The sequence below is a fragment of the Anaerocolumna sp. AGMB13025 genome (assembly GCF_029689925.1).
GTDB lineage: Bacteria > Bacillota > Clostridia > Lachnospirales > Lachnospiraceae > Anaerocolumna.
Window position 1 is genome coordinate 1,048,774 of the sequence record NZ_CP121445.1, and the last position, 16,073, is coordinate 1,064,846.

Consider the following 16,073-nt stretch of genomic DNA (forward strand, 5'->3'; position numbering starts at 1 on the left):
GGGAAACCGCATGAAGCAGATAATAGGTCTGTTGCTAATTCTATATATATGCACTGGCTGTAGTTTTATCAAGGAATCTAAGGATTCTGACATAGGAAATACAACAGCAGAAACCACAACAGCAGAAACCACAACAGCAGAAACCACAGAAAATAATTCTGCTACACTTAATAGTATAGTCATATCAAAAAATGATACTGGCTTTATGGTTGCAGCCTATGATAACAGCGGCATGCGCTCCTTTGAACCCTTCTCCGTTCATTACGACGGTGCACCTTCTCTTGAGGTCACCATGGGTACTTTAATAAAGATAACCTATGGCGGAAATATTGCAGAATCCTATCCTGGACAACTATGGGCAGACAAGGTGGAAATCCTTGAGCCGGTAAAGGATAACTGGCCTCCAACGGACAAACTCCCGAAAGAGTATACCAGTGAAGAAGCAGTAAAAGATAATTGTTTTGTAATAGGGCTTGATAAGACGGAGGGTGAAGAGGTCCTGAATAATTTTGTACAGAATACGTATAATGGAATCGTGGGATATCTGCGGAGAGTAAACTATACGATGGAAGGTGATCCCATTATAACGGATGTGATATATGATGGTAATAAATACTTTGTGTTTGAAGATAAGACAAGGGATGCTTATGCGGGAAATAGTGATAAGCTATATAAGAAGGAGTATAAGTTTATTAATACCTATGAGAAAGAGAATAAAAAAATAGTTTATCTGGCAGACAGAAATGATATAACGGACGAAGAATTTAATCAGAAAATAGCAAGCAGCAGCACAGAGGTGTTAACGGATATCTATCTGCTGTCTTATTAAATAGTACTTAAAATTTGTAGTTACATGCTTATTGATAAACTTGATGTTTTTGCTTTGTGATGATTTAGAAAACCTTGATAATGCTATGTTTGATAAGCTTAGTATTCTTTTCCTAAATCATTTATTATTTTTTTAATCATCTATAATTTTGATCATTTTGATTTTAATTATTAAAAATCTTAATCATTTATAATATTTTCATTTATACATTTCTAATCGATAATCATTTTTACTAATATTTATAAATGTCCATTCACTTATGTTTTTTTCATGCAGTTAGATGAGAGCAAAAGTATGGGTAAAAAACAAACAAGAGCATAAGTAAAAATTATGACTAATATAAATAATATTGATTTTACTTATGCTACTCCTTAGATTATAATAAGAAAGTAATAAGGCATTGTAGCAGGTTTTGTTACAATGCCATTTTTTTGAAATAAAAAGAATATTGCAGCAGATTAGCGAAAATACTTTGTATGTAATATTCGAAAGAATGAATGAAATAGGAGGAATTTGGTATGGTAAAAGCAATAGTTGGCGCTAACTGGGGCGACGAAGGAAAAGGCAAAATTACGGATATGTTAGGACAGGAAGCTGATATAATCGTAAGATTCCAAGGCGGAAGTAATGCAGGTCATACAATTATTAATAAATACGGCAAGTTTGCATTGCATTTACTGCCTTCCGGCGTTTTTTATGACCACACGACAAGCATTATCGGCAATGGTGTAGCTCTTAATATCCCTTATTTATTTAACGAGATTAAGTCCATCGTTGACAGGGGTGTTCCATCACCTAAGATTTTAGTATCCGACCGGGCACAGATTATGATGCCGTACCACATTCTTTTTGATCAATATGAAGAAGAAAGACTTGGCGGAAAATCTTTTGGTTCCACGAAATCAGGTATAGCACCTTTTTATTCTGATAAATATGCGAAAATTGGTTTTCAGGTATCTGAACTTTTTGACGCGGAAGCCTTAAGGGAAAAAGTTGACCGTGTATGCGAAATGAAGAATATCATTTTAGAGCATATGTATCACAAACCGGCCATTAATCCCGATGAATTATATAACTTATTATTAGATTACAAAAAAATGGTTGAACCTTACGTTTGTGATGTGGCTGCTTATTTACATGAGGCAATTAAGAATGGAAAAAGTATCTTGTTGGAAGGTCAGTTAGGTGCATTAAAAGATCCGGATTTCGGTATTTATCCCATGGTTACTTCCTCTTCCACCTTAGCAGCTTACGGAGCAATTGGTGCAGGAATACCTGCTTATGAGATAAAGAATGTTATAGCAGTTGCCAAGGCATACTCAAGCGCAGTAGGTGCAGGCGAATTCGTAAGTGAAATCTTTGGTGATGAAGCAGACGAATTAAGAAGACGCGGCGGTGATGGCGGTGAATACGGTGCAACCACCGGAAGACCCAGACGTATGGGCTGGTTTGACGCAGTAGCTACCAGATACGGCTGTAGAATGCAGGGAGCCACAGAAGTAGCCTTAACTGTTCTGGATGTTTTAGGATATCTTAAGGAACTTCCGGTATGTGTAGGTTATGAAATTGACGGTGTCGTGACAAAAGATTTCCCCACTACAGTTAAATTAGCAAAAGCAAAACCGGTTTACGAAGTATTACCGGGCTGGAATCAGGAAATCCGCGGAATTAAAAAGTATGAAGACCTTCCGGAAAACTGCAGAAAATACATTGAGTTCATCGAGAAAGAAATCGAAGTACCGATTACCCTGGTATCCAACGGACCAGGCAGGGATGAAATTATCAAACGCTAATTAGCTCAAGTATTGTTAAATATATTGTATATAGGACTGCCTTAAACGGCAAAAAACAGAACCAGGGAATAGGCCCATAACTATTCACAGGGTTCTGTTTTTTGTTAAAAATAAATAGTATCTATATGCAGTAATATTTATAAATTATTGAGTTACAACTGTTATGATAGTATGCTTATTGCGGTAATTCTAACTTCTGGAGCATACGCCAAAGAGTAGAACGGCTGATACCCAGTTTCTTCGCAACCTTACTCTGGTTATTCTCCTCCTGATGCAACAAAATCTTTAAGATATCGATATTGATCTGCTCCAGTGTCTGGTCCAGATTCACGTATATTTTATCCGCGCTACCGATAACGGTATTGGATAATTCCTTGTTTAAAAATCCCTTCACAGCTGAAGCTGTAATATAAGAAGAATTTGCGGTAGTGACTAAGCTGCTTACGATGCGTTTAAATTGATCGTAATTATAGGGCCAGTTATAATCCTGAAGCAGCTTTATGGCATCTGGCTCAAGACCTACAATTTCTTTTGCAAAACGCATATTAAGAACACTGATATATAAACTGGCCAGATTAGGTATATCCTCATTGTGTTCCCTTAAAGGCGGTATTCTAAGGGTAAGGCAGGAAAGACTGTTAATCACCTTTTCACAGCGTTTTAAGGCTTCCTCATTTTCAATGGAATTGGTAAAGAAAATCCGATTTCTGTGATGCAGGTTTAAATCCTTTATAATGCTGCATAATTCTGAAAACTGCGAATCTGTTAAATAATTCATGTTTTGAATATAAATGGTTATATTGGTATCACTTAAAGGGGAATTGTTGTCATTTGTTAAGAACTCCCAGGCTCTGGAATTGATTCTTGCGCAGTCTATAATTGTCATAGGACAGTTCTGCAATTTGCTTTTTGCATAAAGCAGTCTTGCAAGCTGTCCTTTTCCAGTGCCTGCTTCACCCATTATCATAACGGGATAATTACTTTCGGCGTATTGTTCTATGGTCATGAGATCCTTCTGTGTTGAATGCGTTATACCGTAAAAGCTGTTAAAGAACTTATCATTTGCTTCTTCTTTGCTCAGGTGGTAAATCCCATTCTTGGTAAGAGCCAGAGGAACCTTGCGCTGATTAATATAATAAATGATATAGGTTTTTTCATTTTCTGTTTTCTTAGTTCCTATTAGTACATAGAGTAAGCCGGAATATTCAAAATAAGATTTTTGGTAACCATCGTTTAATATTACAGGTAGTCTTTTTTTGATTTCGGCCAATACAGGAGCGGGTTCGGAAGACAGACCAGAATAAAATACCTGATCAAAATTTTCATCAAATACTACATAAGGTCTTGGATTGTTTTCCAGTATCATTTTGTAGAAGGTAACATCATTTTTGATTTTATTTATGGATTCAGACATCTGTATGGATAAATCGAAGGCAGCTTCAATGCTTTCGGAACCGGAAGTAATTAAGATAGCATTCATTCCGTATTTTTGAGCCAGTGAACTTGTAATCATGTCACATAACACCATGTCGTATCCTTCCAAACTCAGGTTTTTCAACGTAGCAGAAGCTTCCGATTCATTATGGATGGTATATATATTGATATTATAATTGAGCATGTCGCATATAAAGTGAGCATTTTTTGTAATGGCAGGAAAACCAATCACGACATATTTATTCGTAGAATTTTCAGCTAATTTTATTGAACGGAATATATCGTAAATACTTAGAGAAATATCAATGACAGGAATTTTGCAATACTGCCGTATTAACTCTGCTGTCCCACCTCTGGATACAATAATATCATAACCGGAGTTTTCATACTTTTGTGCGATGGCAAGTCCATCATTTAAATCACCGGTGAAGGCAGTAAGCTCAAGATCAGTCCGTCTTTCTGCAATCTGAAGCATCAGAGATTTAATACCATCATAGGGGGCAATGCCTAAAATTTTAATTTTTTTCATAAATAACCTCCATCTGCCGCATTTGCGGCAAGCTAATACTAGTTGAAAACGTTCTTCCTTTGCTTTCTGTTATAACTGTTATGATAGTAAGTAATTTTAGCTAATAGTTATTGTATCATAATAAAACATACAAATCAATATATGACAATAATGTTTCAAAATAATACATAATAAGCAGAAAAATGACGAAAAACACCTTGTATTATGTTGAAAAAGTTGATATTATATACATATAAAGAAAAAACATTAAAACATAACTGCATAAAAATGACACAGCATAATAGTAAGTGTTTTAATATGAAACAGTCAGGAGTAGAGGGAATGATAAAGCTTTTAATGATCTCAGATGATTTCACGGGTGCATTAGATACAGGGATTCAATTTGCACAATATGGAGCGAATACTAAAATCATAACAACATCGAATTGGGATGAGAATTTGTTTGAGGATAACAGCGCGGAAGTATTGGTTATCGATGCACAAACAAGACATCTGTCAGGTGAGGAGGCATATAAAAAGGTTTATAACCTGGCTAAGAATGCTGTATCAGCAGGAGTACCTCATATCTATAAAAAGACGGATTCCGGACTGAGAGGGAATATAGGCAGTGAACTAAAAGCATTGTTAGATGCCAGTGATGAGAGCTTTTTACCATTTATACCTGCATATCCTCAGATGAATCGTATCACCATGAAAGGTCGCCATTATATTGACGGACAACCTATTGATGAAAGTGTATTTGGAAGAGATCCATTTGAACCGGTAGCTTCATCAGAGGTAAAGGATCTTTTTGAGAAAGAGAAAACAAGGGTTGAAATTTTAGAGTTGAATGAAACCTACGATTTAGATTTTGATACTCCTGCAATTGGTATATTTGATGCTGAATCAGAAGAAGATATGCAAAGAATAGCAGAATACTTAAATCAAAAAAAACATTTAAGAATTATGGCCGGATGTGCCGGGCTTGCTTACTTTCTTCCTGAATTGTTGGAATTTAAAAAAAGGCAGATTACTATACCGAGATTAACCGGCCCGCTATTTGTCATGTGCGGTAGTGTAAATCCGATATCCCAGGAGCAGATAGAATATGCACAGGAGCAAGGTTTTGGTAGAATAATGCTGAAATCGATACAGATGTTTGAGCCAGATTATCTATCATCAGAAAATGGTTACCGTTGGATGGAATCCATTGAAGACTTATTTACGAAGCATCCTGTTGTAATGCTTGATACAGGAAGTGAGGATCTGGAACCGATAAACAACCAGGGCGAAAGGACGAAAAACATCTTACATGATACCAGGATTAAAATCGCTTCCGGACTAGGCGGGATTGTTAAGAAACTGTTAGAAATCAACAGAAATCATACCCTTATGATTATAGGCGGTGATACCTTACTGGGATTCTTTAATCAGATACAATGCAGTGAAGTATTTCCTGTATGCGAACTGGATACTGGAACGGTTCTTTCCTATATCAATTATGAAAACCAAAAATTGTGGATTATATCAAAGTCCGGTGGCTTTGGAAGCCGGGAATTGATTTATGAGATTGTTAGGAAGTTAAATTTAGAAGGAGGAGTTTTATGCCAGAACAATATATGCTCTTGATGCCTCATAAAGTAATTGGCGGAAGTAATGCTTTGGAACAAATCGAAGGACTCCTGAAGGGTAAATATAAAAAAGCTGCTGTATTTACGGATAAGGGAATCCATAACTCTGGGATTATCGATTATCCTCTGGAACTTTTGGGACTTTGTAATCTCGAAATAATAATATTTGATGAACTGCCCACCGAGCCAAGCTGTGATGAAGCCCAGAAGGTAGTCGATGATTTTAGAAGGTCAGGCGCTGATCTGATTGTAGGGATCGGAGGAGGCAGTGTAATGGATGTCGCTAAACTTGCTTCCATTGCCGCTACGGATACCTATGGAGTGAGAGATTTACTGGACAAGCCCTTCATCGGCAGAAAATTTGCAGATGTATTGTTAATCCCTACAACAGCAGGTACCGGCTCAGAAGCTACCCCCAACAGTATTGTAACTGTTCCGGAAAAGAATCTTAAAGTAGGAATTGTAAATGCCGAAATGCTGGCAGATATGGTTATTTTAGACGGAAGAATGTTAAAGAATCTGCCTCAGCAGATAGCAGCCTCAACCGGAATTGACGCTTTAGCCCATGCGATAGAATGTTATACCTCAAATAAGGCAAATCCCATTAGTAATATGTTTGCAATGGAAGCTTTAAAACTTATTTTTGATAATATTATTCCTGCCTGTGAAGATCCGGGTGCAGTGAAAGAAAAGAATAGTATGCTTCTGGCGGCCTTTTATGCCGGAGCGGCCATTACAGCTTCCGGTACTACAGCGGTACATGCGCTGTCTTATCCGCTGGGGGGCAGATATCACATCCCTCATGGTATATCTAATGCTATTATGCTGCTGCCGGTTTTAAAATTCAATAGGCCGTCCTGTTTGAAAGAATTAGAAGAGATTTATGATACAGTCTCAAAAAGAAATCTCAATGTAAGGCAGGAAGAAAAAGCAGAATGGGTTTTGAATAAAATCAGTGAAATAATCAGGACCCTTAAAATACCCTCCTCACTAAGAAGTTTTGGGATTAATACTGGGGATTTGGAGGCACTGGTACAAGACGGTATGCAAGTAAAGCGTCTGCTGAATAATAATAAGACTACGGTTACTGCAGAGGATGCCAGAAAACTCTATCTGGAAGTAATGCAATGATAGAAATGAAGTTGGATAGCCGTTATAGGCGCAGATTGGAGAGAACATGGAGTTGATAAAAGGAATTATTGCACCGATAATAACTCCCATGAATGAGGATGAAAGCATTAATGAAAAAGAGCTTAGAAATCAGGTCAACCGCCTGATAAATGCGGGAATCCATGGGATATTTACAGCCGGTACCAATGGGGAAGGATATATATTAAGTGAAGAAGAAAAAGAACAGGTATTGTCTGTGGTAGTTGAGGAAGCTGCTAAAAGAGTTACCATTTATGCAGGTACGGGTTGTATCAGTACAAAAGATACCATAAGACTATCGGAAAATGCAAAAAAAATAGGAGCGGATGTATTATCCGTAATTACCCCTTCCTTTGCTTTGGCCTCACAGGAAGAGCTATATCAACATTATAAAACAGTGGCCCAAGCAGTGGATTTACCCATCGTCCTTTATAATATACCGGCCAGGACAGGTAATGCATTATCACCTGATACGGTAGCAAGACTGGCAGAGGTGGATAATATTGAAGGTGTTAAGGACAGTAGTGGAAATTTTGATAATATGCTTATGTACATTGAAAAAACAAAAGGAAGAAATTTTTCCGTACTAAGCGGAAATGATTCTTTAATACTTTGGAATCTCATAGCAGGAGGTACTGGTGGAATTGCAGGATGCTCCAATGTTTTTCCTCATAATATGGTGGGGATTTATGAAAATTATATTCAGGGTGAATTTGATAAAGCAAAAGAGTGTCAGGATAATATAAGAGGGTTCAGGAATTGCTTCAAGTTTGGAAATCCCAATACAATCGTAAAAACTGCAGTTGCCCTGTCTGGTTATCCCGTAGGGAAATGCAGAAGCCCTTTTAATCAGGTCTCACCGGAGGGTATCAAGGCAATTCGTGAGGTACTCTTAGAATATAAGCAATTGGGAATTAACTGAGATTACAGTTTTTATCTAACCTGTAATCCACAAACCTAAGAGGCGTAAAGAACAAATCGGAAATGAGGTTAAAATGAAGAATAAGCCGATTATTGGAATTACAATGGGAGATCCTGCCAGTGTCGGGCCAGAGCTTACACTAAAAGCATTAAGCCGGTACAGCTATTACGAACGGTGTGCACCTATCGTCATTGGTGATGCAGCGATATTAGACAGGGTAAAAGGGGTCCTTGGCATGGATGCACTCCGAATACATCCGGTTACAGATGTGAAGGAAGCCGTATTTACGCCGGGAGTAATTGATGTACTGGACCTGGGACTGACGGATCCTGATCAAATAAGACCAGGTGAGATATCTGCCGTGGCAGGGGAAGCAGCTTTTCAATATGTAAAAAAGGTGATAGAACTGGCCATGGAGAAAAAGATTGCTGCCACGGTCACCAATGCCATCAGTAAAGAAGCAATAAATCTGGCAGGACATCATTATTCAGGACACACCGAAATTTATGCTGAACTTACTGCAACTAAGAAATATACAATGATGCTGGTCTATGAGGAACTGCGGGTCGTTCATGTATCTACTCATGTTTCTTTGCGGGAAGCTTGTGACAGGGTAAAACGGGAACGAATCCTGGAAGTAATTGAAATTGCAAATAACGCCTGTATTGAGATGGGAATTTTATCTCCGGTTATAGGTGTAGCCGGATTAAATCCCCACTGCGGTGAAAATGGTCTGTTCGGTATGGAGGAACAGGAGGAAATAATACCTGCGATAACGGAAGCAAAGTTAAGAGGAATTAATACGGAGGGACCAATACCGCCGGATAGTATTTTTTCAAAAGCCAGAGGCGGATTTTATGATATTGTGGTGGCAATGTACCATGACCAGGGTCATATTCCTTTAAAGGTGTTGGGGTTTGTATACAATAAGGAACTAAAAAAATGGGATTCTGTAAAAGGGGTAAATATTACCTTAGGGCTTCCGATTATCCGGACTTCGGTAGATCATGGAACTGCTTTTGACCAGGCTAATACCGGTCTTGCCAGTGAACTTAGTCTGGTAAATGCGATGGATTATGCTATCAGTTTTGCAGGTGGAAACATTTAACAACTGTTATTTGCCGGAATATGTGCCGGCATATCAGCAAGCAGGCATACTGATCATAATAGATAAGAAGAAAAATTTAGGGAGGTATTTTTATGAAAAGCAAGAAGAAATTTATTGCATTGTTACTTGTGTTAATCATGACAGCATCCGTATTTTATGGCTGTGGTTCATCTACGAAACCGGGAGAGGGCGATACAACGGCTGAAACCGGGGAAACCAAAGGAGATAACCAGAATACAGCAGGCAGCGATGGGGAAGCAACGTCAGCAGGTTCTTATACTATGTTTATGAGGTCACAGTATGTTGACTGGATTAAAGAACTGAAATGGTATGATGAAGCAGAAAAAAATACCGGAATTCATGTTGAGTATGTGGAAGGACCGGAAGAAATCAGTGATACTTACACGGAAGTCGACCAGAGAATCGCAAGCGGAACCCTTCCGGATGCCGCAATGGTAAATCTGGCACAGGCAAAGGTATATGGCAGTCAGGGAGCTTTTGTTAATTTGGCTCCGTATATTACAAAATATGCACCAAATCTTCAGGCCTATATCGATGCGAATCCGGATTATAAAGCCTATGTTTCAAGTGATGATGGAGCAATCTACGGTCTGGTAAAAGAATCTCCAATTTTTGCAGATTTAATCGGATATCGTGCCGATCAGTTCAAAGAAGCAGGTATTGATGCCGCCTCTATTAAAACGATAGAGGACTTCACGAAAGCGCTGCAGACCCTAAAGGCTTATTATGGGGCAAAAGATGATAATTATTATCCGTTATCCGGCAGAGACAGTGCACTCCGTTTTGCAGCCTGGTTTGGAGCAGCTAGCTATGCGAATGCCAATGGCTCCGGAGGCGTATATTATAACCATGAAAAGGATGGGTCTTTTGATATAAAGGCAGCCGGTGCATATGACTGGATAAAAACCATGAAACAGTGGTATGAGGAAGGTCTAATTAATCCTTCCTGGATAAGCGGAACCAATAGTGAAGGTGACTGGGAATCCCAGACCTTGGAAGGAAGCGCAAGTATATTTTATGATTATTATAACCGTACGGAATGGTTTATGGCAAACGGCGGACCAGATAATAACCCGAACTATGACATGCAGGTACTGGATTTCTTAAAAGGAGCAGATGGAAAGACAATTCCCATTACAACCTCTACTCTTTACCAAAGTGGATGTGTTACAGCAGTAAATTCATCCTGTGATGAAGATAAGATTGCAACAATTTTAAAATTTATCGATTATTTTTACAGCGAAGATGGTATCACCTTAGCTAACTGGGGTGTAGAAGGCGAAAGCTTTAAAAACGAGGGTAATACTAAATCCTTTATCGTTGATTACTCAGCAGAAGAATCAAAAGAGCCTGGAGAAAAGAGATGGTCTTTCTTAAGTGACCGTTATACTGTTACAAAGCCGGTAGATCAGACAGCTTTTTATAGCTGGAATACAAAACTCATAGCAGATGCTGCAAATAACTATTTTATCAGTGATAATTTCCTTGATCGTCCTACGTTAATCTATTCAACGGAGCAGGAGGAACAGCTAACGAATCTGGTTGCGTCTGTATATGAAGCTGAATGCTCTGGTTTAACTCATTTTATAATAGGTGATAAGGAATTAAATGAAGCAAACTGGGAAGCCTTTGTGAAAGAAATGGATGGTATGGGCTTAGGAGATATTGAAAAAATCCAGCAGGAAGCTTACGCGGATACGTTTAATAAATAACATGCAATTCTGACAGTATTTATTTCATATGGCTGCCTCTTAAGGGGCAGCCTGTCAGATTGAGCTAGAAAGGGATGAAAATATTGAAAAAAGGAAATAAAGCAGCACCGATTCCTATTATAAAGAAACCGCTGAATCAGCGTATCAAAAATGACTTCAAGAAAAACAGGCAGTTATATTTACTTTTACTGCCAGGCATCCTTAGTTTAATATTGTTTAAATTCGGCCCGCTTTTTGGAATGGTAATTGCTTTTGAGAATTTCAGTGCCTTCAAAGGAATATTTGGAAGCGATTGGGTGGGGTTAAAATGGTTCATTAAAATATTCCATGATCCCTATATGCTTAAACTTCTGAAAAATACTATTATTCTGGCGGTACTTTCCTTGGTTATCGTATTTCCAATCCCGGTAATCTTTGCATTATTCTTAAATGAGATAAAGCGGAAAGCAATCCGTAATTTTGTACAATCTTTAAGCTTTATGCCGTATTTTATATCCTCTGCGGTTATGGTCAGTATTCTTTTTACCATGTTGTCTCCGACAAATGGGGTAGTAAACAATCTGATTAAGTTCTTTGGAGGAACAGCGATTCACTTTCAGGCCAGTCCGGTCTGGTTTCGTCCTATGTATGTATTTTTGCAGGTATGGCAGACGTTTGGTTATTCAGCAGTAATCTATATTGCTGCTATGACGGCAATTGATCCGTCCCTTTATGAGGCAGCGGAGGTGGATGGTGCCAACCGTTGGGTAAAGATGTTTCGGATTACACTGCCTTCTATCTCAACCTCTGTAATTACTATGTTTATTATAAGTGTCGGTAATATATTTACCGTAGATTTAGACAGGATATTATTAATGTATAATAACAGTGTGTATTCCACTGCCGATGTCATACAGACCTATGTATACCGTATCGCGTTTGAAAGCTCAGGTTTTCCAAATTACAGTTATGGAACTGCCGTAAACCTTTTGAAATCTATATTAGCCTTTGTGCTGGTAATGCTTACGAATAAAGCAGCAAATAAATACGCCGAAACCAGGCTGTTTTAAGGGAAGGGATGTGAATAAATATTGAAGAAATTAAGTAATAAGGTAAAAAGAAGACTGACAGCCTTTGATTCCGTGAATGATACAGTACTGATATTGGTTGCTTTGTTATGTATTTATCCATTCCTTTATGTGTTTTTTATTGCCAGCAGTGACGGCACTTATTTAACAAAAGGAGAAGTAAACTTTTTCCCTAAGGGATTTAATCTTGAAGCTTTTAAATATGTTCTTTCTAATCCTAAATTTGATATCTTTACTGGTATGAGAAATTCTTTTATCTATACGATATTAGGGACATTCATTGCCGTACTTTTTACTTATTTTACGGCATATGCACTCTCAAGACCAAGACTTAGACAGCGGTATTTTATTATGGCTTTGTTTGTAATTACCTGGGTGTTTGAAGCAGGTATCATACCTCAGTACATCATTTACAGTAACCTGGGATTTATTGATAATATCTGGGTCATGATAATACCAGGGGCGATTAACGTACAATTTTTACTGATAACCAAAGCATTTTTAGACGGGCTGCCCGCAGAACTTGAGGAAGCGGCATTTATAGATGGAGCTACGGACTTTCAGTCTCTGCAGCGGGTTTTTCTTCCCATATCAAAACCGATACTGGCCACAATAGCATTATTTAATGCCGTTAGTATCTGGAATCAGTATCTGGTTCCCCAGATGTTTTTAAAATCAGATAATTTAAAGACAATACAGCAGATTCTAAAAAGCGTAGTAATTACCTCCAGTAATTCCGGAACTGTCTTTAATAATGTGATCAGAAACGGCTATACCCTGAATCAGAATAATATGAAAGCCGCAGCGATCTTTATTGCTATGGCACCAATTGTCTGCGTTTATCCTTTTGTACAAAAATACTTTAAAAAAGGTATTCTAATCGGTTCCGTAAAGGGTTAAACCGGTGTTTATGTTATGATGTAAACCGTAAATACTGTATGAATGCAAATGAAGCAGTTCATGAATGAAATCAGTATATATATGAATTGATACAAGATGGGAGCAACTATGGAAAGAGAATATATAACTATTGATATAATTGAAGAAAATGGAAAGCTATATAAAAATGCCCTGATGGATACGGTAGAATCAAGGATTCCCAATACTCCTTATAAAAGCTGCCATGCGGCTGATTTACTAGAGCTGCCAAATGGAGACCTGCTTTGCTGCTGGTTTGCCGGTACAGATGAAGGGAATGCGGATGTCAGCATTGTACTTTCCAGATTAAATGCCGGTTCCAGTATATGGACCGAACCGGTTATGATTTCGGATGATCCGACCCGTTCGGAGCAAAATCCTTCTCTGTTTTTGACACCAGAGGGAGAAATCTGGATAATGTATACGGCACAAATCGCAAGGACGCCGGAGACGGAAACCGGATTTAATCTGCAATACACAGCTGAAATCAGGAGAAAAATATCAAAGGATAACGGATATACCTGGGGCCAGACAGAGGTTATGTTCAACCGTCCGGGTTCCTTTTGCAGACAAAAGATTCAGATCCTCTCAAACGGCCGCTATATTTTTGGCAACTGGATCTGCTTTAGTGATGATTCCAGAAACGGCAGCGATATAACCGTTATGCAGATATCCGATGATAAAGGTAAGAGCTGGAGGGAAGTTCCGGTTCCAAAAAGCCAGGGAAGAGTCCACGCCAATATTATAGAGACGGAACCCGGCAGTTTAACCGCCTTGTTCCGGAGCCGTTTTGCGGATTTTATTTACCTGTCTAAATCAGAAGATTACGGCGAGAACTGGAGTGAGCCAATACGTACGGAACTGCCTAATAATAATTCCAGTATCTCAGCCATAAAATTAAAGAGCGGAGCCATTGGGTTAGTGTATAATCCGGTATCTTTTAATGAGGATATGACTAAGACAGTATGGCCGGAGCAGAGGTGTCCGGTTACCCTGGCAATATCGGAAGACGGCGGAATGACCTGGCCCTACCGCAGAATTGTAGAGCTTGGAGAAGGATTTACCGGAAAATACAATGACATTAATAATGGCAGATATGAGTATCCGGTTATGATGCAGGATCATGCCGGCAACATCCATGTTGCATACAGCTGGGGAAATCAAAAGTTCGGAAAAAGAAAATGTATCAAATACGTTTGTGTGGATGAAAAATGGATACGCGGTGAAAAAATCTGCTACGGTGCTGAAAATGACCCGTCTATGCCCTGCAGACGTTAGGCACGGGTGATGACTTGAGGGCTGAAGGAAAATATAAGAACCAAAAGGGTACCGCATGGATTCTTTCAACCTGTGAAACTTAGTTCACTTTTATTATGTGGCAGTACCGCAAGGGACTTGCGATATGCAATGAGGTTAAATATGAATAAAGTACCAAATAAAATTATGCTGATTACCTATGCAGACTCCCTGGGTAATAATGTGAAGGACTTAAATCGGATATTAAAAAACTATGTTAAAGATGCCATAGGAGGCATCCATCTGCTTCCATTCTTTCCATCCTCCGGTGACCGTGGATTTGCGCCTATGGATTATACTAAAGTTGACAGTGCTTTTGGGACCTGGGAGGATATCGGAAATTTAAGCAAAGATTATTATCTTATGTATGATTATATGATAAATCATATTTCAGCGAAAAGTGAGTATTATGAGGATTTTTTAACGAAGAAAGAGGATTCAGAATATAAAGACTTATTTATCCGTTATAAGGATTTTTGGGAAAATGGGGAGCCTTCACAAGAGGAAGTTGATTTGATCTATAAAAGAAAACCCCGTATGCCCTATGCCGATGCTCACTTTGCAGATGGTACCACAGAAAAAGTATGGTGTACCTTTGATGAAGAGCAGATTGATATTAACTGTATGTCCCAAGCCGGAAAGAAATTTATCCAGGAAAACCTGACATTTTTAGCAAACCATGGTGCTGCCATTATCCGTCTGGATGCTTTTGCTTATGCCGGTAAGAGGGCAGGTACCAGCTGTTTTTTTATTGAACCTGAGGTATGGGATCTGCTTAGGGAAGTCGTAGAGGTGCTTACTCCTTATGGAATCACTATTCTGCCTGAAATCCATGAGCATTACACCATGCAGTTAAAAATTGCGGAAAAAGGATTTTATGTTTATGATTTTGCTCTTCCCATGCTCTTAATTCATGCACTTTATTACGGCAATAGCAGCTATCTTAAAAACTGGTTAAGAATTTGTCCAAGAAAACAGTTTACGACCCTGGATACCCATGACGGGATTGGAGTTGTGGATGTTAAGGACCTTCTGCCGGAGGAAGAAATCATGAAAACCAAGGACGATATTTTTAAGTTTGGTGCGAATGTGAAAAAGATCTATAATACCGCGGCTTATAATAATCTTGATATTTATCAGGTAAACTGCACCTTTTATTCTGCCCTGGGTGATGATGATGCAGCTTATCTGATAGCCAGGGCTGTTCAGTTTTTTGCTCCGGGAATTCCTCAGGTATATTATGTGGGAATGCTCGCCGGTAAAAATGATCTTAAATTACTGGAAGAGACGAAAGTCGGCAGGAATATAAACAGGCATTACTATTCAGAAGATGAGGTAGAGCAGGAGACAGCCCGTCCGGTTGTAAAGGCCCTGCTTACACTGATGCGTTTTAGAAACAATCATCCCGCATTTGAGGGGGACTTCCAGATAAAAGAGAGTACCCAAAACACGCTGGTCATAAAACGCAACTATGGAGAAAATTATGCCGAACTCTCTGTTGATTTTATTACAAAGGAATGGAATATCATATATAGTGAAGAAGGTCAGGAGAAACGTTTAGTGGTTTGATTAATTTAATTCATATAGAAGGACTGCAGCTATTCATAATAAGTAATTTCTGAATAGCCGCAGTCCTTTTTGTGTTTGCAAAACTATGTGTGTTGAGAGCCCTTTATTATGATACC

At 38.6% G+C, this 16,073-nt stretch carries 12 protein-coding genes; 11 read left to right on the top strand and 1 reads right to left on the bottom strand.

The window, feature by feature from the left end:
- The first annotated feature begins 10 nt into the window (after positions 1–10).
- The gene (locus QA584_RS04410; protein ID WP_278273290.1) at positions 11–829 is read left to right on the top strand and encodes a DUF4362 domain-containing protein; all 819 of its coding nucleotides are present in this window, start codon (positions 11–13) and stop codon (positions 827–829) included.
- A 518-nt stretch (positions 830–1,347) separates the two neighbouring features.
- Positions 1,348–2,622: an adenylosuccinate synthase gene (locus QA584_RS04415; protein ID WP_278273291.1), complete on the top strand. Its 1,275-nt coding sequence runs from the start codon at positions 1,348–1,350 to the stop codon at positions 2,620–2,622.
- 175 nt (positions 2,623–2,797) lie between these two features.
- Here QA584_RS04415 and QA584_RS04420 read toward each other — a convergent pair whose 3' ends face one another.
- Complete coding sequence (locus QA584_RS04420; protein ID WP_278273292.1) at positions 2,798–4,585, bottom strand: sigma-54-dependent transcriptional regulator; 1,788 nt, start codon at positions 4,583–4,585, stop codon at positions 2,798–2,800.
- A gap of 321 nt (positions 4,586–4,906) precedes the next feature.
- On the opposite strand from QA584_RS04420, the gene QA584_RS04425 reads away from it, so the two are divergent.
- The 9 genes from QA584_RS04425 (at position 4,907) to gtfA (ending at position 15,957) form a co-directional block, all read left to right on the top strand.
- Positions 4,907–6,193, top strand: a complete 1,287-nt coding sequence (locus tag QA584_RS04425; RefSeq protein WP_278273293.1) for a four-carbon acid sugar kinase family protein — start codon at positions 4,907–4,909, stop codon at positions 6,191–6,193.
- The gene (locus QA584_RS04430) at positions 6,169–7,326 is read left to right on the top strand and encodes an iron-containing alcohol dehydrogenase (protein WP_278273294.1); all 1,158 of its coding nucleotides are present in this window, start codon (positions 6,169–6,171) and stop codon (positions 7,324–7,326) included. Before QA584_RS04425 ends, QA584_RS04430 begins: the two co-directional genes overlap by 25 nt.
- Before the next feature lie 46 nt (positions 7,327–7,372).
- Positions 7,373–8,266, top strand: a complete 894-nt coding sequence (gene dapA, locus QA584_RS04435) for a 4-hydroxy-tetrahydrodipicolinate synthase (protein ID WP_278273295.1) — start codon at positions 7,373–7,375, stop codon at positions 8,264–8,266.
- Between the two features lie 103 nt (positions 8,267–8,369).
- Positions 8,370–9,374 (top strand): 4-hydroxythreonine-4-phosphate dehydrogenase PdxA, encoded by a 1,005-nt coding sequence (gene pdxA / locus QA584_RS04440; protein WP_442870351.1) that lies wholly within the window; start codon positions 8,370–8,372, stop codon positions 9,372–9,374.
- Between the two features lie 92 nt (positions 9,375–9,466).
- On the top strand, positions 9,467–11,107 hold the full coding sequence (locus tag QA584_RS04445) for a hypothetical protein (protein WP_278273297.1): 1,641 nt from the start codon (positions 9,467–9,469) through the stop codon (positions 11,105–11,107).
- Positions 11,108–11,190: 83 nt separating this feature from the next.
- Complete coding sequence (locus QA584_RS04450) at positions 11,191–12,156, top strand: ABC transporter permease (protein ID WP_278273298.1); 966 nt, start codon at positions 11,191–11,193, stop codon at positions 12,154–12,156.
- A gap of 21 nt (positions 12,157–12,177) precedes the next feature.
- The gene (locus QA584_RS04455; protein WP_278273299.1) at positions 12,178–13,074 is read left to right on the top strand and encodes a carbohydrate ABC transporter permease; all 897 of its coding nucleotides are present in this window, start codon (positions 12,178–12,180) and stop codon (positions 13,072–13,074) included.
- 108 nt (positions 13,075–13,182) lie between these two features.
- Positions 13,183–14,370 (top strand): sialidase family protein, encoded by a 1,188-nt coding sequence (locus QA584_RS04460; RefSeq protein WP_278273300.1) that lies wholly within the window; start codon positions 13,183–13,185, stop codon positions 14,368–14,370.
- A gap of 141 nt (positions 14,371–14,511) precedes the next feature.
- Entirely contained in the window at positions 14,512–15,957 is a 1,446-nt protein-coding gene (gene gtfA / locus QA584_RS04465) for a sucrose phosphorylase (protein WP_278273301.1), read from the top strand.
- Positions 15,958–16,073 lie beyond the last annotated feature (116 nt).